The 24,003-nt window shown below is 39.8% G+C and carries 24 protein-coding genes and 2 tRNA genes; 19 read left to right on the top strand and 7 right to left on the bottom strand.

The features are described 5' to 3' along the window. Positions 1-97: 97 nt before the first annotated feature. Both BUC45_RS10720 and BUC45_RS10715 read left to right on the top strand, forming a co-directional pair. The gene (locus BUC45_RS10720; RefSeq protein ID WP_296972269.1) at positions 98-439 is read left to right on the top strand and encodes a ferritin-like domain-containing protein; all 342 of its coding nucleotides are present in this window, start codon (positions 98-100) and stop codon (positions 437-439) included. A 16-nt stretch (positions 440-455) separates the two neighbouring features. Then, positions 456-1,244: a family 1 encapsulin nanocompartment shell protein gene (locus BUC45_RS10715; RefSeq protein WP_296972267.1), complete on the top strand. Its 789-nt coding sequence runs from the start codon at positions 456-458 to the stop codon at positions 1,242-1,244. Positions 1,245-1,294: 50 nt separating this feature from the next. Here BUC45_RS10715 and BUC45_RS10710 read toward each other — a convergent pair whose 3' ends face one another. The 6 genes from BUC45_RS10710 to BUC45_RS10685 form a co-directional block, all read right to left on the bottom strand. Next, positions 1,295-2,716, bottom strand: coding sequence for an FAD-linked oxidase C-terminal domain-containing protein (locus tag BUC45_RS10710; protein ID WP_296972266.1), 1,422 nt, complete (start codon positions 2,714-2,716; stop codon positions 1,295-1,297). Continuing rightward, a complete protein-coding gene (locus BUC45_RS10705; protein WP_366750194.1) occupies positions 2,706-3,704 on the bottom strand; it encodes an electron transfer flavoprotein subunit alpha/FixB family protein in 999 nt (332 codons plus the stop codon). Before BUC45_RS10705 ends, BUC45_RS10710 begins: the two co-directional genes overlap by 11 nt. 14 nt (positions 3,705-3,718) lie before the next feature. Continuing rightward, positions 3,719-4,513, bottom strand: a complete 795-nt coding sequence (locus BUC45_RS10700) for an electron transfer flavoprotein subunit beta/FixA family protein (RefSeq protein ID WP_296972262.1) — start codon at positions 4,511-4,513, stop codon at positions 3,719-3,721. A 43-nt stretch (positions 4,514-4,556) separates the two neighbouring features. Next, positions 4,557-6,134, bottom strand: a complete 1,578-nt coding sequence (locus tag BUC45_RS10695; protein WP_296972260.1) for an L-lactate permease — start codon at positions 6,132-6,134, stop codon at positions 4,557-4,559. 120 nt (positions 6,135-6,254) lie between these two features. Then, the gene (locus BUC45_RS10690; RefSeq protein WP_296972258.1) at positions 6,255-6,950 is read right to left on the bottom strand and encodes a FadR/GntR family transcriptional regulator; all 696 of its coding nucleotides are present in this window, start codon (positions 6,948-6,950) and stop codon (positions 6,255-6,257) included. A 46-nt stretch (positions 6,951-6,996) separates the two neighbouring features. Continuing rightward, the gene (locus BUC45_RS10685; RefSeq protein WP_366750192.1) at positions 6,997-7,746 is read right to left on the bottom strand and encodes an acyl-ACP thioesterase domain-containing protein; all 750 of its coding nucleotides are present in this window, start codon (positions 7,744-7,746) and stop codon (positions 6,997-6,999) included. Between the two features lie 94 nt (positions 7,747-7,840). Here BUC45_RS10685 and BUC45_RS10680 point away from each other — a divergent pair, with 94 nt between their 5' ends. The 13 genes from BUC45_RS10680 (at position 7,841) to BUC45_RS10620 (ending at position 21,378) form a co-directional block, all read left to right on the top strand. Beyond that, complete coding sequence (locus tag BUC45_RS10680) at positions 7,841-8,131, top strand: type II TA system antitoxin MqsA family protein (RefSeq protein ID WP_296972257.1); 291 nt, start codon at positions 7,841-7,843, stop codon at positions 8,129-8,131. A gap of 62 nt (positions 8,132-8,193) precedes the next feature. Continuing rightward, on the top strand, positions 8,194-9,396 hold the full coding sequence (locus BUC45_RS10675) for a M20/M25/M40 family metallo-hydrolase (protein ID WP_296972255.1): 1,203 nt from the start codon (positions 8,194-8,196) through the stop codon (positions 9,394-9,396). 27 nt (positions 9,397-9,423) lie between these two features. Then, the gene (locus BUC45_RS10670; protein WP_296972253.1) at positions 9,424-10,824 is read left to right on the top strand and encodes a TIGR00366 family protein; all 1,401 of its coding nucleotides are present in this window, start codon (positions 9,424-9,426) and stop codon (positions 10,822-10,824) included. 262 nt (positions 10,825-11,086) lie between these two features. Then, positions 11,087-12,172, top strand: a complete 1,086-nt coding sequence (locus BUC45_RS10665; protein WP_296972251.1) for a stalk domain-containing protein — start codon at positions 11,087-11,089, stop codon at positions 12,170-12,172. Between the two features lie 148 nt (positions 12,173-12,320). Next, positions 12,321-13,685 carry a sigma 54-interacting transcriptional regulator gene (locus BUC45_RS10660; RefSeq protein WP_296972249.1) on the top strand — a complete coding sequence of 455 codons (1,365 nt, stop codon included), beginning with the start codon at positions 12,321-12,323 and terminating at the stop codon, positions 13,683-13,685. A gap of 207 nt (positions 13,686-13,892) precedes the next feature. Then, the gene (locus tag BUC45_RS10655) at positions 13,893-15,275 is read left to right on the top strand and encodes a tryptophanase (protein ID WP_296972248.1); all 1,383 of its coding nucleotides are present in this window, start codon (positions 13,893-13,895) and stop codon (positions 15,273-15,275) included. 114 nt (positions 15,276-15,389) lie between these two features. Beyond that, positions 15,390-16,751: a sodium-dependent transporter gene (locus BUC45_RS10650; protein WP_296972246.1), complete on the top strand. Its 1,362-nt coding sequence runs from the start codon at positions 15,390-15,392 to the stop codon at positions 16,749-16,751. Positions 16,752-16,860: 109 nt separating this feature from the next. Then, positions 16,861-17,298, top strand: a complete 438-nt coding sequence (locus BUC45_RS10645; protein ID WP_296972244.1) for a pilus assembly PilX N-terminal domain-containing protein — start codon at positions 16,861-16,863, stop codon at positions 17,296-17,298. 97 nt (positions 17,299-17,395) lie between these two features. Then, positions 17,396-18,214, top strand: coding sequence for a transporter substrate-binding domain-containing protein (locus tag BUC45_RS10640; RefSeq protein ID WP_296972242.1), 819 nt, complete (start codon positions 17,396-17,398; stop codon positions 18,212-18,214). A 16-nt stretch (positions 18,215-18,230) separates the two neighbouring features. After that, positions 18,231-19,247 (top strand): ornithine cyclodeaminase family protein, encoded by a 1,017-nt coding sequence (locus tag BUC45_RS10635; RefSeq protein ID WP_296972240.1) that lies wholly within the window; start codon positions 18,231-18,233, stop codon positions 19,245-19,247. Continuing rightward, a complete protein-coding gene (locus BUC45_RS10630) occupies positions 19,238-19,909 on the top strand; it encodes an amino acid ABC transporter permease (protein ID WP_296972239.1) in 672 nt (223 codons plus the stop codon). The genes BUC45_RS10635 and BUC45_RS10630 overlap by 10 nt, the downstream gene beginning before the upstream one ends. 19 nt (positions 19,910-19,928) lie before the next feature. Next, a complete protein-coding gene (locus BUC45_RS10625; protein WP_048894749.1) occupies positions 19,929-20,693 on the top strand; it encodes an amino acid ABC transporter ATP-binding protein in 765 nt (254 codons plus the stop codon). Positions 20,694-20,703: 10 nt separating this feature from the next. Beyond that, positions 20,704-21,378 carry an amino acid ABC transporter permease gene (locus tag BUC45_RS10620; RefSeq protein ID WP_296972237.1) on the top strand — a complete coding sequence of 225 codons (675 nt, stop codon included), beginning with the start codon at positions 20,704-20,706 and terminating at the stop codon, positions 21,376-21,378. A 15-nt stretch (positions 21,379-21,393) separates the two neighbouring features. On the opposite strand, the gene BUC45_RS10615 is transcribed toward BUC45_RS10620, so the two are convergent. After that, positions 21,394-21,675: a DUF503 domain-containing protein gene (locus tag BUC45_RS10615; RefSeq protein WP_013779372.1), complete on the bottom strand. Its 282-nt coding sequence runs from the start codon at positions 21,673-21,675 to the stop codon at positions 21,394-21,396. Positions 21,676-21,821: 146 nt separating this feature from the next. Here BUC45_RS10615 and BUC45_RS10610 point away from each other — a divergent pair, with 146 nt between their 5' ends. The 4 genes from BUC45_RS10610 to BUC45_RS10595 all read left to right on the top strand — a co-directional run bounded on the left by BUC45_RS10610 (position 21,822) and on the right by BUC45_RS10595 (position 23,999). After that, complete coding sequence (locus BUC45_RS10610; RefSeq protein WP_296972236.1) at positions 21,822-23,078, top strand: glycerol-3-phosphate acyltransferase; 1,257 nt, start codon at positions 21,822-21,824, stop codon at positions 23,076-23,078. Continuing rightward, a complete protein-coding gene (locus tag BUC45_RS10605) occupies positions 23,044-23,652 on the top strand; it encodes a GNAT family N-acetyltransferase (protein ID WP_296972233.1) in 609 nt (202 codons plus the stop codon). The genes BUC45_RS10610 and BUC45_RS10605 overlap by 35 nt, the downstream gene beginning before the upstream one ends. A gap of 66 nt (positions 23,653-23,718) precedes the next feature. Further along, positions 23,719-23,805, top strand: a tRNA-Ser gene (locus tag BUC45_RS10600). 99 nt (positions 23,806-23,904) lie between these two features. Next, positions 23,905-23,999: transfer RNA gene (locus BUC45_RS10595), tRNA-Ser, on the top strand. Positions 24,000-24,003: the final 4 nt, after the last annotated feature.

The raw sequence follows: 24,003 nt of genomic DNA, 5'->3' as shown, positions 1-24,003 counted from the left end.
GTGTTGATACAGCAGGGAAAATACTTAGATACTTAACAAATTTGTCGCAATATACGCCCTAGTATTTATTTAAAAATTACTTAGGGAGGTATGTTTAATGACTCAGTATCATGAATCTGTGGACAAGTTAAGCAGTCATACCCTTAATATCTCAAGAGCGTTAAACAGTTTAAAAGAAGAAATAGAAGCCATAGATTGGTATAATCAGAGAGTTGATGCATCGGATGACGCAGAGTTAAAGGCTATAATGGCACATAATAGGGACGAGGAAATCGAACATGCAGCTATGCTGCTCGAATGGCTCAGAAGAAATATGGATAATTGGGATGGAGAACTCAAGGATTATTTATTTACCACAGGCTCTATTACAGAACTTGAAGGCCAAGCGGCTGATGAAGAAGAAGCAGGGCCTAGCTTAAATATCGGAGATTTAAAATAAGAGGGGGTATGAGTATATGTTTAACAGGGAACAGGCACCTATAAGTAAAAAGGCGTGGGAAGAAATAGACGAAAGGGCAAAAGAGGTTTTAAAATCATATTTGTCCGCAAGAAAGGTTTTTAAGGTAAATGGTCCTTACGGTTTGGACTTTAATGTAATTTCAGAGGGAAGATTAGCGGATATTGTTGAGGGTGGAGGAGTTTCCTACGGAACCTATAAGGTTCAGCCTTTGACAGAAGTCAAAGTTGAATTTGAAATGGACAGGTGCGAGCTAGATAATGTGGAACGCGGAGCGGCAGATGTTGATTATGAGCCGCTGGAGAAGGCAGCAGAAAGCATCGCACTATTTGAAGAAAATGCTGTATTTAACGGTTTAGAAAAAGCCCTAATCCCCGGCATAAAAAATTCTGTAGAACATGAAACGATACTTTTAGGAAAAGACCAGACAGCTATAATTAAGGCACTATCTGAAGGCATCATTACCCTTAGAAAATCGTACCAGGAAGGCCCCTTTGATCTTGTGGTAAATGACAAGGCATATACAAGAATCTTGTCGGCAGAGGGAGCATATCCCCTTGATGAAAAAATAGAGGATTTAATCGGTGGCAAGATAATATTCAACCATGTCATTGACGGCGCATACTTGCTGCCTCATGACCATGATGATTTAGAACTTACAATTGGACAAGACTTTGCAATAGGATATAAATGCCATACAGCCGATAAAGTGAAACTGTTCATCAAGGAATCTTTCACTTTCAGAGTGCTGGATCCAACCTTGATAGTTAAATTTAATCTAGATTAAATAATTTAGGCAGGAGAATAAAATCTCCTGCCTTTAGTGTGTCAGAGCCCTTATTCTATATCAAATAATTTACCAGGATTTAGTATCATGTTGGGATCGAAGGCTTTCTTTATGCGCTTCATCAGTTCGATTTCCGTATCCTTTAGCACAAGAGGCATGTAGGCTTTTCTCTTATGACCTATGCCGTGTTCACCGCTTATAGTGCCTCCGAGCTCTCCTACAATCTTATACATTTCCGGTAAGAGTTTATTTAAGGTGTCATACCATTTATCCAGTGACCACTCTGGGTCTTTGACAGGTGTTACGTGCAGGTTCCCGTCGCCTGCGTGGCCGTAGCATGGAATAGATACATTGTATTTTGCCTGAAGTTCTGCCAGCCTATCCATAAATGTTGGTATCTCAGATATTGGCACGACAATGTCTTCAAGGCTTTGATGGGGGCTTACAAGTTTCCACGCTTCGGCAATGTTTCGCCTTATCCTCCATACTCTTTCAATGGTTGTGGCGTTGTCGGCTACATAGACTTCTATAGCTCCGTTTTGCATGCAAAGCTCCCCAATGGTTTCATACTGTGATTCGATTATATCCATGTTATCGCCATCCAGCTCGATGAGGAGCATGGCTTTTGCACTCTGATAAGGGAGTTTTTCGTTTAAGTATTCGCATGATGTCTTAAATGACAGTTCATCCATAAACTCTATGGAAGTAGGTATTATTTTACCATTTGTCATTATTATGGGAACTATGTCGATTGCTTCCTTTACGCTGTTAAACAGCACTAAAAGGTCTGCTGTTGCAACGGGCATCGGCTGAAGTTTTACTATTATCTTGGTAAATATACCCAAGGTGCCCTCTGAGCCAACCATTAGATGCAGCAGGTTGTAGCCTGTAACATCCTTTACTCTCTTGCCGCCTAAGTTTATGATATCTCCTTCCGGTGTTACCATTTCAAGTCCCATGATATATCTTGCCGTAACACCATACTTTATGGCTTTGCCGCCACCGGCGTTTTCAGCCACGTTTCCGCCCACATAGCATGTTTCTACGCTCATGGGGTAGCCTGCATAGTAGAGACCGTATTCCTTTACAACATTGTTTATTTCATTTGTAACAACACCGGGTTCAACGACAGCCATCAGGTTTTGGGTGTCGATTTCCAAAATTCTGTTCATTTTTTCTACAGATAGGACTATGCCTCCATAGACGGGAACAGCGCCGCCGGAAAGTCCGCTGCCTGCTCCTCTTGGTGTCACGGGTATCTTATATTTATTTGCAAGCTTTACTATCTTTGAAATCTGCTCAGTAGAAGTTGGTTTTACTACTACATCAGGCATGTGTGCATAATGTTTTTCTGCTACTTCATCATGAGAGTATGCTTCCATTGCTTCTGCATCATCATATATGACATTTCTTTCGCCTGCTATCTGTTTTAGCTCATCCACAATCTGTGGAGTTACACTATTATATTTCATTCTTTGCCACCTCCAGCCTTTCTATAAGTGCGGGCACTAATTCGGTTACATCTGCTACAATACCTAAATCAGACACTCTGAATATCTGGGCATCCGGATCTTTGTTGACAGCTATTATTGTGTCGGATGTCTGCATGCCTGCCAAATGCTGTATTGCCCCGGATATACCAAGAGCTATATAAAGTTTTGGATTTACTGTCTTACCGCTTAAACCTACTTGGTGGGGATACCCTATCCATCCTCTGTCTACAACATCCCTAGAGCCTCCTACCGCTCCACCTAAAAGTTCTGCCAGCTTGTAGACTATCTTAAAGTTTTCTGCCTTGCCTATGCCCCTGCCTCCGGATACGACAACATCAGCGTCTTGTATAGTGCCGCCTTGTGTCTCATCTTTTATAAAGTCTAGTCTTGCGGTTGGAAGGTCCTCTTGTGTAAGCTGTATATCTACATTTACTATTTCACCCTGCCTTTGCCCATCCATAATAGGCGCAGGTCTGGTAGAATGAGGTCTTACTGTCGCCATCTGAGGCCGTGTAGCCGTCTTTATAGTTGCCATAATATTGCCTCCTATGGCAGGCCTTGTCTGTAGTAAATTGCCTTCTTCATCGATATCAAGGCCGGTGCAATCAGCAGTAAGTCCTGTTCTTAACCTTACAGCGGTATAGGGCATGAGTGTACGTCCTTGAGTTGTAGCAGGCGCGATGATGATTTCAGGTGTGTATTCTTTTACAAGCTGGGTGAGCACTTTCGAATAAGGTTCCACTAAAAAATCTTTAAGCTTGGGACTATCTACATAGTATACCTTATCTGCCCCTCTTTGGATTAGCTCCTGTTTATCCTCATCTGGTATCTTGTGCCCGATTAAGACAGCAGATACTATTGAGTTATCCAGCTTTTCCTTTAAGCCCAGAGCTCTTGTAAGAAGCTCGTGGGCAACTTCATTTACCCGCCCGCCTCTTGCCTCGGCATATATCCATATTTCCTTCAAGTCCATTCCCTCCCTTATATTATTGCCTTCTCTTTGAGAAGTTCTATTATTTCATCCATAGCCTGATTGAGGCTCTTTTCATCTTTTACTTCTATAACTTTACCTTCACGTGCTACCTTCGGGCTAAATGTTTTGACTACCCTTGTAGGTGAACCTTTAAGGCCTAAATTTTCAGGGTCTGCTTCAATATCATTTGCTGTCCACTGCTTTATTTTGAGCTTTTTAGCTTTAAGTTTCCCTGTAAGCGTAGGAAGCCTTGGGTCTGCGATTTCCTTGACTACAGTTACCAAAGCGGGCATCGGCAGATTTAGCACTTCATAGCCGCCTTCTATAAGCCTGGTGGCTTTTATATGGCCATCTTCTATCTCTACTTTGCTGGTAAATGTTGAAAGAGGCAAACCTAAAAGAGAAGCAATACCGGGTCCTACTTGAGCAGTGTCGCCGTCTGTTGCCCTTTCACCGCATAAAATCAAATCAAAGGGTTTTAATTTTTCTATTGCCTTAGAAATTGTGTAAGAGGTTGCAAATGTATCTGATCCTGCAAAGAACTTATCCGTTAGCAGTACAGCATCGTCACAGCCCATGGCGATAGCCTCTTTCAAAGCTTCCTCGGCTTTCTGAGGTCCCATGGAAACTACAATAATCTCACCGCCGTATTTTTCCTTTAGCCTTATACCTGTTTCAATAGAATAAAGGTCTAAAGGATTTATTATGCTTTCCACACCCTCCCTAACCATTGTACCGGTTTCGGGATCCATTTTAACATTGCTGGTTTCAGGAACCTGTTTGATTGGTATGATTATTCTCATACGGTTTCTCCTCCCAATTTTATTTTTTTGACACATAAACTTTCTACAAGCTTACTATTAAAACTTCTGCACCTAGTAAAAGTGCATATATCAAGCAATACAAAAGAGTAGAATTTAGTATCTGCCCCTCGTGCTTTTCAAGACCTGTGGCTGAAGCTGCTATAGCTATGCTCTGAGGGGATATCATCTTACCGGCAGAGGCTCCTGTGGCATTTGCTGCCGCAATCCAAATCGGGTCTTTGCCTATCTGCAGCGCAACCTGCTTTTGCAGTGCCCCAAAGAGTATATTAGATGAGGTGTCACTGCCTGTTACAAATGTGCCAAGTGCCCCTATCAGTGGTGCAACAAAGGGATATATGGGTCCTGCGGCATTTGCAAGTGCTATTGCAATACTTGAAATCATACCGCTGTATCCCATTATCTTAGCCATGGATACTATAGAAAGTACGGTGCCGATAGTCGGTAAAAGCTGTTTAATAGTGCGCAAAAATATGGCAAATAGCTGCTCAAGGCTTGCCTTTTGCACCAGGCCCCCTATAACGGCAGATATTAACATTAGAGTACCCGGTGTTGTAAGCCACTGGAAGGTAGCAGGCTTGCCGCCTGGTCCAAAGTAAAGCTGCATGCTGGATGCAAAGGGTGCCTTTCCCAAAAATTTCAGTGATGGTATAAGGTTTATACTCATAATCAGTATAAAAAGGACGATATAAGGCATCCATGCAGCGGCAAGGCCTACACTTTTATCTGCGTCAATTGAAATATTTGCTTGGTTTGTTGCCTGGCTTTCACCGGGGAAAAGCCATATATTATTAAGTGGAAATATTCTGACATATATTATTGTACCCACCAATGATGCAAGTGAGCCTATGATGGCTGCTACTTCAGGGCCGATATATACGGCAGTTATGGTTTGAAACAGGGCAAAGAGTACACCGCTTACTAAGCATGCACCAAATACGTCTTTTAAACTTTTAAAAGATTTTGTAAGTAAGAGGACAAGTGCGAATGGAAGTATGATAATGAAAATAATAAGTTGATATGCAACGCTTGCTGTAACAGCTGCAAGGTTAAGTTCTGCCACCTGAGCAAGAGTTATAACCGGTATGCCTACACCGCCAAAGGCTACCGGCACCGTATTTGCAACAAGGCAAATTATTGCTGCAAAAATCGGGTCAAATCCTATACCTGCCAAAAGACTTGCAGGTATTGCAACTGCCGTGCCAAAACCTGCGGCAGCTTCAAGAAAACCTCCAAACGAGAAAGCGAGTACCAGGGCTTGGATTCTCCTGTCGGGGGATATTTTAGCAAGGGTTGCTTTAATAGTGTCCATACCGCCGGTTTCTACGGTGACATTGTATGTATACATAGCTGCGATGATAACCCATAGTATTGGCCAAAAGCCGGTAAGAATTCCTTCAACTACAGACTGCAGCACAAAGATACCCGGCATTTGCCATGCGGTAAGTGCGATGATTGCAGTTAGGACAAGTGAAGTAAAACACACCTTATAAGAAGGGAGTTTTAACCATCCAAGACCCAACAGTAAAAATAAAAGCGGAAGAAAAGCTATAAGGCTGGAAAGAAAAAGACTTGAAAAAGGAGATGTCAAGGGCTCCCACATTTTTAAAACCTCCTGTCAAAATATTTTAGCCTATATAAACATTTCTTACTATTTAATTATATTATACTATTATACTGGTCAGACCGCAAGAGGAAAATAAAAAATATTTTGATAAATCTTTCACAATCTCTTTAGCTTTTCTTCGACAAAATCTATATGCATCTCCATTTCTCGGGCGGCAGCTTGACCATCTTTGTTTTTTATGTGGTTACATATGGCGATATGCTGCTGAAGCAGTGCATCCACATTGCGGGGGTCCTGCATAAGTCTTTTTCGTGCATCCTTTATATATGCATCTATGCCGTCGGCTATTACCTCAACCATGTCTATAAGCAGTTTGTTGCCGGTGGCTTCGCTTATAATCCGGTGCAGCTTTTTATCTGCTTCGGCCCGTCTGCCCTCGTCATCACTTTCCATCATAATCTTTATTTGTGACTGCATTTTTTCAAGGTCTTCATCTGAGCGCATTTCGGCTGCCCTTTTTGCACAGGCACTTTCCAATATTTTTCTTAACTCAATAAAGTCGGCCTGGTTTTTTTCCAAGGCTATAATAAGTGAGAGCGGCTTGAACATGGAGGAAGTAATCTCATCTACAATATATGTACCTTCACCGGGCCTACTGTCAACTATGCCCATTACCTCCATTGCCCTTAAAGCCTCGCGCATGGATGCCCTGCTGACGTCCAGCATCTGACAAAGTTCCCTTTCCGGTGGGAGCTTGTCTCCTTTTTGTAGCTGTCCGCTGTATATCATATTTTTAAATTGCTCTATTATATCTTCATATACTTTTTGCACTCTAATTGGTGTAAAGTCCATCTTTCATATTCCTTCCATATTTGTATTACTATAAATTATAAACCTTTTAACTATGCTTAATCCATCTGCCCTCTAAGAGGCAAAGCTTTTTGCCTTCCTCGCTTAATATGCTGTGTCTTGTTATAACTTCATCATCACTTTTTATAACCTGCGCCTGAGACCTTATAATCATGCCATAAGTTGTTTCCTGCTTATATGTAACCTTTAAATTTCTAAGTTCATAATTTAAAATTATATCATAAGGCAAAGCCTCTAAAGCCCATGTGACATATACTACATTATTTACATGGCTGTTGGTGTCTATATCGCTGTATCTTACTTGAAATTTTTTTTCTATATCACAGGAGGAAAGCTCTTTTATTTCTCCGATTTCAAGAGGCTCATCGGAAGTTACCTGATAAGCTTCATACATCACATCAGGAATTTTAAGCGGACGCCTTTTGTCTGTATCCACAAAAAGCCAGACAGAATTAGCCGTTACCAGTCTTTCCCCATCTTTATTTAAAACATCAAACCAGCGATAGGCGTAAAATTTTCTAAAAGAATAGGGGGCGGTTCTAATCTTAATGGTTTCACCATATCTTGGGTATTTGTTTATTTTAATGTCCCATTGATATAACATCCAGGCTACATTATGCTCTTTAAGATAGTTTATGCCGACGCCCAGCTCCCGACTTTGCTGTGTTGCAATATCATCAAAGTACCTCATCAAACTAGCAATTAAAACCCTTCCCTTAGCATCTACCTCATAATAATGAATACGATATTCTTTTTCAAGTACATTACTGCCGCTCAAACCCACGACACCTCCGAGAAAATTTAGCATTGTAATCAATACAATATTATCATAAGATTGAGGTAAAGTCACCGAAAAATAGGAGGCGGGTAGCGTGAAAAAGTTTTGCTATGTGTGTGGCAAGGAACAAGATACAAAGATCATAACTAAAGAGGAAGTTTCTATTATTCGGGGTGAAGAAATAAAATCGGAATCTCATATAAGGATATGCTCTTTTTGTAAAGAAGAACTATTTGATGAGGAATTAGACGAGGAAAATATTCAGCGAACTTATTATATATATAGAAAAAAATATGAAATACTTTCCCAAGATGAAATTAAAGAAGTAAGAGAGCAATATGGGCTTAGTCAGCGTTTATTTGCAAAATTATTAAATATTAGGTGAAGCTTCTATAGCCAGATATGATATAATCATAATACTAAATTATGTAAAGGAGCGGTGCATATATGAAGGAAAAATTTGTATCACTAGTAGAGCAATATAAAGACGAAATTATTCAAACTGCTTCTGAGATGATTCAAATCAATTCTCAGTCAACCCAGGAGGGCGACTTAGCCCAATATGTAATGAAAAAAATGAAAGATTTGGGTTACGATGAGGTAGTGGTGGATGCTTATGGAAGTGTTTTCGGAACGGTCAAGGGCACCGGTGGCGGAAGTTCTGTCATGCTCAACTGCCACCTGGATGTGGTCGATGAAGGAGATGTATCGAAATGGAAATACCCTCCCTACAGCGGAACAATTGCGGAAGGCAGGATATGGGGGCGAGGGGCATCTGATACCAAGGGAACCTTTGCCATTCAGATTTATACTCCGATTATGCTTAAGCGGGCAGGGCTGCTGCCTAAGGGCGATATAGTTGTTGCAGGCGTTGTTTGCGAGGAGATTGCCGGTTTTGGGGCAATGATGCAGGCCAAGGATAACTTCAAGCTTACCGACTATGCCATCGTGGGCGAAGCTACTGAAAATGATCTTGCAATAGGCTGCCGCGGCAGATTCTGTGCCGTTGTTACCATAACAGGCAAATCATGCCATGCTTCTATTCCTCATATGGGCAAAAACCCCTTTGATTTTCTTGGCAAATTCCTGGTGGAATTAAAAACCGTAGAAATGGGTAAGGATGAGCTATTTGGTTCTTCTACTATGTCGGTTACCAATATTGCCTCATCTGAAAAGGGAACTAACATCATACCCAATGAAGTAAAAGTATATATAGATTACCGTCAATCCAGCAGCGATACTGAGGAAATTGCCCTTGCTAAAATCCAGAAGGTTATCGACAGGTGCAAGATAGAAGGTATCACGGTTGACCTTAAACCGCTGTATTTTCCACTGACCACCTATACGGGCTTTAAGGGCGAAGGCTATCAAGGAGAACCTCCCTTTAGCGTAAATGCGGACGAACCGTATGTTCAGTTGTGCAAGAAAATATTAGAAGACATCATGGGTCGTACGATACAAACAAAAACTTGGGGATTTGCCACTGACACCGGCCATTATGCGGCTAAAGGCGTAAAATGTATCGGTTATTCTCCGGCAGAAATAAGGCTTTGCCATACCACAGAGGACAGCATAGATATCAATATGATGGCAGAAGGCACCTTAGGTTATCTGGCTTTGGCCCATGTATTAGCCAATGAAGAAAAGTAAATAAAAGTAAATGGAGGAGATGAGAAAATGAAAAAAGAGCAAAAACCTACTGCGATTAATCCCTTTGTGCTTATTTTTTCTGTAATATTTGTTTGCGGCTTGCTTACATTTATAATTACTCCTGGAACTTTAGTGGATGGTGTATACACCAAGCTTCCCAGAAATCAAGTAAATTTCAATAATATATTCAATATTTTTAGGGCAATTCCTTATGGAATTAAGGATTCGGCAAATATAGTCATACTTATTTTGACTGTAGGTGGAGCACTTGAAGTCTATAAGAAGACAGGCGCCATCGATGCGGGAATCTTGACGGTGGTACAAAAATTCGGAAAATCTTCGCAAACTATGCTTTTGGTAGCACTGATAGTGCTTTTTTCCGCCATTGGCGGTTTCCTGGGCTGGATTGAAACGCTTATACCTTTTGTGCCACTTGTAGTCGCAACAGTACTTGCACTAGGCTATGATGCTATGACCGCCGTTGCTGTCTGCATTATCGGTGCCATGGGTGGTTTTATTGCAGGGCCTACAAACCTTTATACTGTCGGTGTGGCAAACGGGATACTTCAGAAAATGGGTGTTCTGCCTGAGGGAAGTGATTTATTTGTTGGCTTGGGCTTACGAGTAATATTATGGGTAGTTATAACTGTAATAAGTATAATTTACATTCTTATTTATGCAAATAAAGTATTAAAGGATCCCTCAAAGAGCTTGGTTGATGATGTTGATGTTTCAGATATATGCCTTGATACAACTAAAGCAGAAGATGTTAAACTTACAGGCTCCCAAGTTATGGTTTTGCTTACTATAGTAGGTGCTGTAGTTCTTACGGTAATCGGCATGAAATACGGCATTAACGGTGTAAAATGGGCAATTGATGATGTATCTGCAGTATTTTTACTTTCAGGTATTCTTTCTGGCATTATCGGAAAAATGGAAGCCAGTGAAATCTCTGATTGCTTAATTGCCGGCGCTAAGGGTTCTATCGGAGGTGCTATGGTTGTCGGCGTTGCCAGGGGAGTTTACTGGGTTTTAAATGCCGGAAACGTAAATGCTACAATTATTTATAATGCTATAAAACTGTTGGAAGGGACTTCACCGCTAATAGCAGCTATCGGTATTGTTATTATCGTTACTTTTATAAACGGCCTTATTCCTTCAGGAAGCGGCAAGGGTGCACTTCTTATCCCTATACTTGTACCCATTGGTTTGAGTTTAGGCTTAACTCATCAAACCACTGTTCTGGCTTATCAGTTTGGAGATGGAATCACAAATATGTTCTGGTTCAGCTATGGGACCTTGTTAATCTTTCTCAACTACGGCAAAGTTCCGCTTAATAAATGGTATAAATTCTTCCTGCCGCTTATGGTTATTTTCTTTATCATCGCATTTATTTTCATAGTAATTGCACTTAAAATTGGTTATTAGAAGTACTTGATACCTAAGATATTAAATAAAAAACTATTTTTTGCTATAAAATAAAGTTGACTTTATACATAAAAAGTATGCCTTTCTGTTGACGCTATTTTGGTTAAAACCAAGATGCGCTATAGAATTGGCATATTTTTTTACAGCCATATTCAACTGAGCATGCCAATCAAAATTTGCCAAAATATTGACATTCATTGGTATAAACAGGTATGATAGTAAAAGAAGCTATATAATAATTTAATATTTTGGAGGTCTTCTCATGCGTAAAAAATTTGTAATATTGACAGCTGTTTCGGTTGTGGCTGTACTATTAATATCGTCGATTGCGTTAGGTGCTACAGGAGCCAAAGATATTAAAGCATATTACAGGAATATTAAAATCAAGGTGAATGGAAAAATAATCGATGCAGGCCAGATGGAGCCCTTCATCTATAATAATTCTACATATGTGCCTATAAGGCTTATAAGTGAAGCGCTTGATAAGGTAGTAGAGTGGGATAACAATCAAAGTATAGTGATAATAAACGATAAATCCACATCACAGACATCGCAGGAACTTGCCGCCAAGAATGTGGAAATTCAAAATTTAATATATCAGAATTCGCTGCTGCAAAACAAGATTCTTGAGTTAAATAAAACAATCGATGAACTAAAAACAGCAAAAGAAGATAAAAAGGAAAACCCCGATGATTATTTAGAGGATTATCTTTATGATGAGTACTCCAAATGGAATGGTATAAAGTTTAAATATAAAGTAAAGGAATCCAAAGGTGATTTGACTCTTACCATAGAGTTTGACCGAAGCGACTATAAGTCAGAATGGAATAAGCTAACTGAGAGAAAAATTGAAAACTGGTTAAATGATATTTTCGATTATGTTACAGATGAGTTTCCAAAAGCTGATTTTGAAGGCACAATCAAGGACACAGATAAAAAGGAAACATTAGTGGCGTTTGAAAAATCCGGCAGCAAATTGAAAGTGAAGTTTTATGATGATAAGAATTCTTATTCTGATTTAGAAGAAGACCTGAATTATTTATATGGTTCCGGCTTGACTACATACCATAAAAACTTTGGAAACTTAAAAGCTACTATTGAAGTAGAAGATTATGACGATGATGAGCTTTACATTACTGTTATTGTAAACACCTCAAGATATGCCGATGAATGGGACGATGTTAAAGATACGGCGGCAGCCGACGACTGGCTTTATGACATAATGGAGTATGCCCGCAGTGAGTACAAAAACTATGTCATAACAGGGCATGTAGAAAACAGCAGCGGTAAAACCCAGGCTACATTTGAATGCAGTTCCTCCGGCCGCATGAAGATAAATTGGAAATAATAGCATAAAAACAGCTGATTCCTTGAGAATCAGCTGTTTTTGAATTGGCAGGCAAGATGTGAACTTCATTGTCAACCGAGTAAAGGATTTTATCACCGGTTTGTAGAATTCTTAATCAATTATGTGCTCGTACGGAGGGATTTGTTTTATGGATAGGCTTGAAAAGATAATACAGGCCATAGATTTTATCTTAAAACGTGTCCATGAGGGAATAGTCATAGCCGATAGGAACGGCAGAGTTATTTATGTTAATGAGGCAAATGAAAGGATAACAGGTCTTAATAATAAAAAGATATTAGGAAAGAAAGTTATTGATGTAGTTCCCACATCATCGTTAATCGATGTGCTCAAATCAGGTAAAGAAAGGCTTGGGGTCAAGACAAAGGTAAATAACAAGTATGTTTATTCAAATATAGTCCCCATATATGAAAACGGAATATTAATCGGAAGTATCTCCATTTTTTTAGATTTAACTGAAATACAAGATTTAAATCAAAAATTAAAAGATGCCCAGCAGCAAATCAATATTCTTTCAAAACAGCTATCAGGTTTTATAGGTGATAAAGATTTTATTGTAGGTAAGAATCCCAAAATGCAAAAGGTTTTACACATATCCCAAAAAGCTGCCGGAGTTATTTCCAATGTTTTGATTACCGGTGAAAGCGGAACAGGAAAAGATGTCGCGGCACGATATATTCATAAAATTGGTCCGCGAAAAGACAAACCCTTCGTAGAGGTCAACTGTGGTGCGATTCCTGAAACTCTTTTAGAAAGTGAACTTTTTGGATATGAATCGGGAGCCTTTACAGGAGCTGACCCGAAGGGTAAGATGGGGCTTATGGAGAAAGCCAATGGCGGAACTATTTTTTTAGATGAAATCGGTGATATGCCATTTTCCCTTCAAGTTAAATTGCTGAGAGTTCTACAGGATAATGAAATCCGCCGATTGGGTGGTGGCCGTAAAATAAAGCTGGATGTTAGAGTTATATCAGCGACAAACAAATCCTTGGAAGCCATGGTAGAAAAAGGGACTTTTAGAGAGGACTTATATTATAGGTTAAATGTAATACACATTGAGCTTCCTCCTCTAAGAGAACGAAGTGAGGATATTCCTATATATGTGAAATTTCTTATGGAGAAAATCGGACAGCGCTTGGATAAAAAGATTCACGAAATATCGCCTGCGGCTTTGCGCTGCCTGATAAATTATCATTTTCCCGGTAATATAAGAGAGCTGGAAAACATATTGGAAAAGAGCTTTGTTATGGACGAGGATGGGATTATAGATGTAGATGACCTGCCGGAGTTTTTAAGTTTAATACCTAAGAATGATGATTTTAATTGGGATTTCAAAGGAAATTGGCCCACATTAAAGGAGGTAGAGCAAGCAATAATAGAAAGAGCACTGGCGGCCTTTCCTAACAAGACAGAAGCTGCAAAAGCATTAGGAATATCGAGGGCCACATTGTATAGAAAAATGGAGGAAATGGGTTTAAATCAGGATATTGTATAATATTGAGACATTCATGTTCCAATAATATGTTTGAAATAGTCAAATTTTTAAAAAATGTCTAAAGACGATACACACTGCTATTAAAATTGTATCATAATAAGACAAATTAAAATAATAATGACAGTAAGAAAGGGGACTGCCCAATCGGCATGAAACTTGCAACACTTTATATTATAAAAATATATGTTAAAAGGAGAGGATGCCAAGATGTATAAAAGAATTGCGGAACCTTTTAAAATAAAGATGGTAGAACCTTTAAAGATGATAAGTCGGGAGGAAAGGGTAAAGGCGTTGGAAGGAGCCGGGTATAATCCGTTTTTGCTAAACTCCGATGATGTGTATATCGACCTTCTTACCGACAGCGGAACCGGTGCCATGAGCGATAACCAGTGGTCGGGGTTGATGTTGGGAGATGAATCCTATGCGGGAAGTAAGAACTTTAGAAATTTAAAAAAGACTGTGCAGGATTTGTTTGGGTATAACTATGTTTTGCCTGTACATCAGGGCAGGGGAGCAGAGAAAGCGCTTTTTCCAAGCCTTATAAAGAAAAAAGGACAATATGTATTAGGTAATATGCACTTTGATACAACAAAGGCACATATAGAGCTAAGTGGCGCAAGAGCCGTAGATTTAGTCACGGAAAAGGCTTTTGATACAGCAAAACCCTATGAGTGGAAAGGGAATTTTGACCTTGATAAACTGGAAGGATTTATAAAAGAGCATGGAGCAGAAAATGTTGCATTTATCCTAATTACTGTTACTTGCAACAGCTCCGGAGGCCAGCCGGTATCCATGGCCAATATAAAGGCAGTAAGTGAGATTGCAAAAAAATATAATATAAGACTATTCTTTGATGCTGCAAGGTTTGCGGAGAATGCCTACTTTATAAAGAAACGTGAAAAGGGATATGAAGACAAGAGCATTGCAGAAATAGTTCACGAGATGTTCTCTTATGGAGAAGGTTTTACTATGAGCGCTAAGAAGGATGCTATAGTAAATATCGGGGGCTTGATAGGGATTAAAGAGGATGAAGAGCTGTTTAATGAAACTGCCAGCAGGGTTGTGCCTTATGAAGGCTTCATAACATATGGCGGCCTTACAGGCAGAGATATGGAGTGCCTTGCCAGAGGCCTTGTGGAAGGCATAGATGAAGACTATCTTAATTATAGAATATCTCAAGTCGAATATCTGGGCCATCGTTTGACAGAAGGCGGGATTCCCATACAAACTCCTACAGGAGGCCATGCGGTTTTCGTAGATGCTAAAAAAATGCTCCCACATATTCCCTACTACCAATTCCCGGCACAGGTACTGGCTAACGCACTTTATATAGAATCTGGAGTCCGAGCGGTAGAGGTAGGTTCCTTCCTGCTTGGGAGAGATCCGGAAACAGGCGAGCAGCTTGAATCGCCCCTGGAATTGTTAAGGCTTACAATTCCGCGAAGAGTTTATACAAACGATCATATGGATGTTGTTGCTGATGCACTAATTTCCATTAAAGATAAAGCTAAAGACCTAAAGGGCCTAGAGTTTACCTATGAGCCAAAAGTCTTAAGACACTTTACTGCAAGGTTAAAGCCTATCGAATAAGAACATGTGTTAGAATAGTCTTTAAATAACTAATAGGCCACCACGGATAAATTATCTGTGGCGGCCTAAGTTGAATAATAAATAATATAAAATAAAAGAGAAGGGGAGGAAATCATGGAAAGCAATGAAACGGTAAAAAACGAACGCGGTCAATGGGCATCTAGTTTTGGCTTTGTTATGGCAGCAGCCGGAGCGGCAATCGGATTGGGAAATGTTTGGAAGTTTCCTTATCTTACCGCCAAGTTTGGAGGAGGCACATTTCTTTTTGCGTACATCTTAATGCTGCTTTTTTTGGGAATACCTGTCTTAATAACTGAAATGGTCCTTGGCCGGCGTGGAAAACTGGATCCTGTCGGCACTTATTCAAAACTTTCAGGCGGGAGCAGTTTATGGAAATTTGTGGGATATGTGGCAATAGCGGTAAACTTTATCGTGTTATCCTTTTATGGAGTAGTCGGCGGCTGGATTACAAACTATATGTTTCAGTATATCACAGGTGGAATAAAAGGTGATATTGTCGGGTATTTTGGAAGTTTTGTTTCAAATCCATATGCTCCGCTTCTGTGGTATGCCATATTCATGGGACTTACAATTTATATAGTAGCCAGAGGAGTTTCAGACGGTATAGAAAAAGCCAGCAACATATTAATGCCCATACTGTTTGTGTTATTTATCATTCTTTCCATCAGGGCGGTTACTCTACCGGGAGCATCCAAGGGTTTAAAATATTATTTATTGCCCGATTTTAGCGAACTTTCAGGAACCACTTTTCTTATGGCAATGGGTCAAGTGTTTTTTAGCTTGAATATCGGAGCAGGTTGTACCATGACTTATGCAAGCTATCTTTCTGAAAATGAAAATATACCAAAATTGGCTAACATAGTGCCTGTAATGGACTTCTTAGCAGCATTTCTTGCCGGAATGATAGTAATACCTTCGGTTTTTGCTTTTAATTTAGACCCTGCGGCAGGACCGCCTTTGCTGTTTATAACGATGCCTTTTGTTTTTGAGAAAATGCCCTTAGGAGTTTTATTCGGACTGCTATTTTTTGTTTTGATGCTATTTGCGGCCTTGACTTCAGCAATTTCTATGCTTGAAGTCAATACTGCTCTCTTGGTAGATAATTATAAAATGGATAGGAAAAAAGCTGCTTTAATAGCGGGAACACTAATATTCATGCTTGGGGTACCTTCTTCCCTGTCACAAGGAATCCTAGCAAACTTTAAAATATTTGGCCTTGACTTTTTAAGTGCGATGGACTTTCTGGCATCATACATTTTAATGCCTTTTGGAGCTTTTATGATGACATTATTTGTTGTTAGAGTTTTAGGGATTGATGAGGCCATAAAAGAAGCTACTAATGACGGCACGATACCCTTTGGATTGGAAAAAATATGGAGTTTTTTAGTAAAATACGTTGTTCCGGTCATAATATTTTTAGTATTTTTAAGTTCCGTAGGTATTATCAAAATATAAATGTTAGTTATTGACTTTAATGGAAATAAACAATATCATAATGAATAATAAAGGCAAATGGCTGGTTCGATGAAGAATCAGCCATTTGCGCCATATGGAGAGGTCTGCCGTGACTGATAATAGAGGGTATGCCCTAATAGTAGTTCTCTTTGTTTCCACCATTATATTTATATTAGGTGTCGCATCATTAAATATGTCCACAAGCGAATATCTGATGGGATGTTATACAAGAGATTATACCATGGCATACTATCTTGCCGAAGGAGGCGTGCAAGAAGCACTTTCGATTTTAAAAGAAAATCCCGCTTATAAGCCTGGTACTAATTGGAATACTATGGGTGAAGGGCAATATAAAGTCAAAATATCATCTAAGCAGGGCGATGATTCTGTATTAATAACTTCTACGGGTAAAGTAAGAAAAGCAGAAGTTGTGCTAAATGTTAATGCAAATTTGTATATAGAAATTGACGAGGAGGCATACCCTGATCCGCCTCATAGAAATGTGGAAATACAAATATTATCCTGGTGTCATGAAGGGCCAATTTAACAATATAAGAAAATTGCGCATATTAAAGTTAGGTATTGAATAATTATACATATAGGTGTATAATTATAGCCAGTTATTTAAACTTAGGAGGATGAAAATGAATAGATTAGCAAAAATATTAATTTGTATGCTATGCTTAACTTTAATACTTGGCACTGTTGCAGGCTGCGGCAAAACCAAACAGCAAGGCCAAGACAAAGCAGATTCAGGTGAGCAGCCAAAGGAAGAAAAAAAGGTATGGATCGTAGGAACATCCCCAGACTATCCACCGTTTGAGTTCGTAGACGAGAAGGGAAATTTTGCCGGTTTTGATATGGACCTTATTCAGGAAGTCGGCAATAGGCTGGGAGTGGAAGTAAAAATTGAATCACTGGAATTTGAAAGCTTGATTGCATCTTTAAAGCAGGGCAAGATTGATGCAATTATTTCCTGCATGAGCCCAAATGAGGAAAGATTAAAAGAGGTAGATTTTACCAAACCTTACTATAAGACAAAACATGGTGTTTTGGTAAATCCGGCAGGTAAAGCCGAGATTAAAGAGCTTAATGATGTGCTAAAATATGAGTTTGGTGTCCAGAGCGGAACCACAATGGCCGCATGGGCGCAAAGTCAGATTGAAAAAGGCGCAGTAAAGGAATCCCAGGTTAAATACTACACAGATGCCAATGCCGGTGTGTTAGATGTGAAAAACGGCCGATTAGCTGCATTTGTAATTGACCTGCCTGTTGCCTATGAGAAAGCAAAAGAATTAGGTCTTGAAGTTGCAGTTGAAACAGTGCTTGAGAAAGACGAGGACCCGGGAATTGTTCTAAAAAAGGGTTCAGATGAAATGATAGAAAAACTAAATAAAATTATCGATGACATGATGGCAGATGGAACAGTAGAAAAGTTAGAAGAAAAGTGGTTTAAGCAATAATTGGAGGCTTAAGTTAATGAAAACTGAATTGTTATTTATGAAACAAGAAGATGTAATAGCAGCAGGGGCTTTAGATATGCAAAAGATTTTGGAGCTTGTGGAAAAGGTATTTTATCTTCAAGGCCATGAGCAAATTATAAATCCTCCCAAAACCGTATTTGGTATTCCTATAGGAGAGGAGCCCCAATCCCACTTTTTTTCAATGCCGGTTTATATAGGCGGGGATGTGAATAGACCCGGTATCAAGTGGGCGGCTGAGTCCAAGGCGAACGCTAAGACGGGCAATCTGCCTATGGGTATAGATATGATTATTTTAAGTGATCCGGTGACGGTTCAACCTGTAGCCATTATGGACGGTATGGTCATTACTGCTATGAGAACAGCGGCTGCGGCAGGAGTTGCAGCAAAATATCTTGCTCCTGATGATGCAAAGGTTGCAGGACTTGTAGGGGCTGGAGTAATAGGAAGAACAATGATTATGGCGTTAAAAGAAGTTATCCCAAGCCTAAAGCAGATAAGACTGTGCGATTTGAACCAGGAAAAAGCCCAAAACCTTGCAGATGAGTTTAAAGGTGAAATAGAGGTCATTCTGTCAGATAATGTAGAAAATGCCGTAAGCGATGCAGATATAGTAGCGACCATGACTACCAGCAAGAAGCCATTTGTCAAACCTGAGTGGGTGAAAACAGGTGCTATGGTTATACAGATGAGCTCATACGAGGTAGAAGCAGGAGTTGTTGAAAAGTCAAACAAAATTGTAGTTGACAGTTGGGAGCAAATGAAAGAGAATGAGCTTTCTATCATAAATCAGTTGGTTCAAAAAGGTTCACTAAATGAAAAGGACATATGGTCCTTAAGCGAAGTAGTGTGCGGCACAAAACCCGGCAGAGAAAACAAAGATGAGATTACCATGTTCAGCTCTCGCGGCATGGGGTCATTGGATATAATTATAGGTGATTATCTTTACAAAGAGGCTATGAAAAAGGGCCTCGGGCAAAGACTTGTATTGTGGGATGAGGCAAAATGGGTTTAATAAATGATAAGGCTTTTGATGTTTTAAGAAGCATTCCCTACCTCCTTGAAGGGGTAGGGATAACCCTTGAAATAACAGTGATAGCCCTTGTACTGGGTACGATAGCCGGGCTTTTTTTGGCGTTGTGCAGAGTTTATGGAGGCAGTTTTCTCCACAATTTTGCCGTAGTGTATAGCCGCATTATAAGAAGCTTGCCGCTGCTTGTAATTGTGTTTATGCTTTACTTTTTAGGTTCTGAAATCATAAACATTCCGGCATTTTGGGCGGCAGTTCTAGCTTTGGCGATGCATACCAGTGCATACCAGATAGAGATTTTCAGAGGAGCTATTCAATCTATAAACAAAGGACAAATGGAGGCAGCTTTGGCATTGGGCATGAGCAAATACCAAAGCATTTTTGCTGTTATCCTCCCCCAATCTTTGCGACGGGCAATTCCTTACTGGGCCAATGAGGCAACTATTGTACTAAAAGATTCTGCTATGGCGTATGTGCTGGGTATTACCGAACTGATGCGCCGCAGTGAATATGTAAGCGCACGTACGGCTCAACCCATGTTGACATACATTGTATCGGGGTTAATCTATTTAATAATGACATATGCATTTACAAAGAGTATGGCTAAAGTTGAATCCAAAGTAAGGATTCCTGGCCTTGAAAGGTGAATTTTTAATGACTGAACCAATTTTACGTATTAATAATCTGCATAAAAAATTTAAAGATACCGAAGTGCTAAAAGGTGTAACACTTACCGTAAATGAAGGTGAAGTTGTTGTAATTATTGGTCCCAGCGGGACAGGTAAAAGTACTCTCCTTCGCTGCATTAATCGGCTGACAGAGCCTGATGCCGGTGAGATTTACTTGGGCGAACATAAAATCGAGTCGGCCAAATCAAACCTGACTAAAGTTCGCCAGCGAATCGGCATGGTATTTCAAGACTTTAACCTTTTCAATCATTTGACAGCTTTACAAAACGTCGCCATTGGCCCGATAAAGGTAAAAAAAATGAACAAAAAGGATGCTTTAGAGCTTGCAATGCGCGAATTGGAAAGGGTCGGAATGGCTGATAAGGCCCAAAATTATCCGGCAGAGCTTTCGGGAGGACAAAAACAGCGAGTTGCCATCGCTAGAGCACTTGCCATGGACCCTGAAATCATGCTTTTTGATGAACCTACATCGGCATTGGATCCTGAACTGATAGGCGAGGTTTTGGAAGTGATGAAAAAATTGGCGGATGCAGGTATGACCATGGTAGTGGTGAGCCATGAGATGGGATTTGCCAGGGAAGCAGCGGATCGTATAGTGTTTTTGGAAGATGGAGTAATTGCGGAAATGGGAAGCCCGGAAAAAATATTCAACAATCCCGAGAAAGAAAGAACTCGCGAATTTATCAGCAAAATAGCCAGGCTTCACGGCAGTGATAGTGAAATGCCAGGAACCGGGAGTTGATGGGTAAATAATGGAAATGATACAGTTTTTTATCAAGATTTGGCCGGAACTATATAAAGGTCTTCTGGTATCCTTGCAGCTTTCGGCCGGTGCGCTATTGCTTGGCCTTGCCATAGGTCTTCCCATGGCACTTGCAAGGACATATGGAAAAGGTTTAGTTAAAACTTTAGCAACAGCGTATATCGAGATTATTCGCGGCACTCCCATGATTGTCCAGCTTTTTATAATATACTACGGTTTGCCTGATTTTGGAATATTACTTGACAGAATGCCGGCGGCTATTATAGCGTTGGGAATAAACAGCAGTGCATATCAAGCCGAATATTTTAGAGGTGCGATTTTATCGATTGATGAAGGCCAAGGCCTAGCAGCTCAAGCATTGGGCATGACAAAAAGCCAAACCATTGTAAACATTATACTGCCTCAGGCACTAAGACTTGTACTGCCGCCATGGTCAAATGAACTTATATATATGGTCAAATACACATCAGTTGCATTTCTGATTGCCGTACCGGAACTTATGGCACGTGGAAAAATGATTATAACGCAGACATTCAAACCCATGGAAACATTATTTTGGGTAGGGGCCATATATGTAGTCGTGCTATCGGTAATAGCTAAAGCAGTTGACATAATTGAAAAAAAACTTGCTATACCGGGATTCCAAATGAGCAGGGAAGATTAAAAACCTGCTCATTTTTTATAGGATTTCTTTGCAAATCTCCTCAATGGCAAATCGACCGTCTGCCTCTAAAAAATCTAAAACAAGGTCTAACTGCCTGTCCACAAACTGACTGCTGTTTGATACACAGGCAATACCGATTACTGCACACCTCTTGACATCTTGCTGGTCCACTTCGGCTATTGATACATTAAATCGATTTTTTGTCCTTTCAATTACGCTTTTAACTATCTGCCTTTTATCCTTCAAAGAAAAGATGTCCCCCAAAGACAATTTCACTATCAATGTTCCTACTACCATGATTATCACCTGCCAAGCATTGTTTGACTAACTATATCCTAACAGACTAAAAATACTTGTGCAATAATCTTCCAACAATAAAATCGTTTAAAGCTTTATATAAATGTGGTATTATTGTAACAGAGGAAGGGTTAAAGGAGAATATCATGTACAAGTTTATAATTATAGCAATCCTAGCATATATCATCGGCAGCATTCCGGTGTTGATTAATGATTATAGAAAATACGGTATTGAGCTTGCAAAGGGATTTTTGACACTTATGGCGGCAGGGATGTATCTTAATTCGGGGCTTTCCTACCTTATGGCATCGGTTGGTGTTCTGGCAGGCCAGAGCAGATCGATGTTTTTAAAATTTAGCGGACATACTACCGAGGCAGTTTCCCTTGGGATAATACTTTACATGTCGCCGGTCTTCGGGATTGTGTTAATAATGACCTTTATTGCTGCAAATAGATTTCTCAAAGATTATGGACAATCAGTATTTGCTACATCTTTGATAATTCCTTTTGCTGCTTTTAGAATATTTACAAGTGACAGTTTTGTAATAATATCTTTAATTATCTTTGCCGGTATTGTAATTCAGTTCTGGCCTCCATTTTTAGAAAAAAGATTGCGCTCGAAAGTGCTTTATGATGCATTAATAGGATTAGGTGTACTTAGCTTTATTATTATTTTTTTCTTTAATAAATATGTTTATAAAGGTTTTGGCATGCAAAAAGATATAATTCGACATGGCCCGCACCATTTTAAGTATGTGGCACTGACCTTTGATGACGGTCCTGATCCGATTTATACTCCGGAAATTCTTAATATATTGAACGAAAAAAATGTCAAGGCTACATTTTTCTTAATAGGTAAGAACGTGGAAGATTATCCTGAAGTTGCTCGGAGGATAGTGAATGAAGGGCATACTATCGGAAGTCATACTTATTCCCATAGAAGCCTTATACCGCTTAGTGTCAAAGGCACAGATTATGAAATTAAAAAAGCTGAAGCTGCAATAGAAAAAGTAACGGGAGTCAGGCCAACTTTGTTTCGACCGCCCAGAGGAGTGTATTCAAGCTATGCTCGAAAATTGCTGAAAAACCAGCGATATACATTGGTGCTGTGGGATTTATCGGCCATAGATTGGGCGGAACTTGCACCTAAAGAGATAGTGTCAAATGTAGTAAATAATGTAAAACCCGGTTCCATCATACTAATGCACGATAGCGGAGATCTCATAAAATATCGCGGCGGCAATAGATACTCAACTGTAAGGGCCCTCCCTGAGATTATTGACAAACTGCGGGCTCAGGGTTATGAGTTTGTAACTATTGACCAAATGATATTCCTTTCTGAACTTATGGAAACGGAGGAATACTCTCATGAAGATTATCTTGGCCCAATACCAGCATATTGATGAGGTTGCCGAATTGTTTTGTTTGGCTTTTGAAGAAAGCATAACCTTTTTCACACCGATGAGCGAAAAAATAAAAAACGCTATGAAAGATGCTTTTCACCTTCTGCATGAGGTCTTTACTCAAGGTTTTTTCGTAGCAGTAGAGGGTGATGAGGTATGTGGGTATATAGTCATGGCAGATGATATAAAAAGACTTTGGATGCAAGCCATAACCTCCGGTTTTCTTAAAAAGGCCATAGTTTCGGTAATACGGGGAGAATACGGATTGACACTGCCCACACTCTATAAAATAGTTAAAAATAAATTACTTTATTTTCGATTTGAATTAACAACCAAACCCTCGGCTCAGCTTTTGTCTATAGCAGTTCACCCAGAGCATCAAGGCGAAGGTATAGGTCAAAAGTTGCTGTCAAAAGGCATAGATTATATAGAATCCTTGGGCATTAAGCGTATAAAGTTGGAAGCAAGACCAGATAATACAGCTGCCGTCAAAATATATGAAAAGCACGGATTTCATACTGTAGGCCAGACTTGCGATTTACAAGGGAAATGGCTGATAATGGTGAGAGAATAGAAGTCTTTGCTATAGTGTTGACAAGGGAATAAATTTTGTGCTATACTTTTAAAGAGTCATCGGACAGGAGGGGTGTCCGAGCGGTTTAAGGAGCTGGTCTTGAAAATCAGTGTCTCGAAAGAGCCGTGGGTTCGAATCCCACCCCCTCCGCCATAACTGAAAACTAAAAACTGAAAACAAAAGTCAAACAAAGATGATCCTGCAGCATATGGATAATATGCTATATGACATCTGATATCAGACTTTTGTAAAGGAGAGATGGCCGAGTAGGTCGAAGGCGGTCGCCTGCTAAGCGATTATACGGACTAAAATCCGTATCGAGGGTTCGAATCCCTCTCTCTCCGCCATTTG

Source organism: Tepidanaerobacter sp. EBM-38, from assembly GCA_001896545.1.
Classification (GTDB): Bacteria; Bacillota; Thermosediminibacteria; order Thermosediminibacterales; family Tepidanaerobacteraceae; genus Tepidanaerobacter.
The sequence above is the reverse complement of the archived record's forward strand: the minus strand, read 5'-3'. Positions and strand labels throughout refer to the sequence as shown.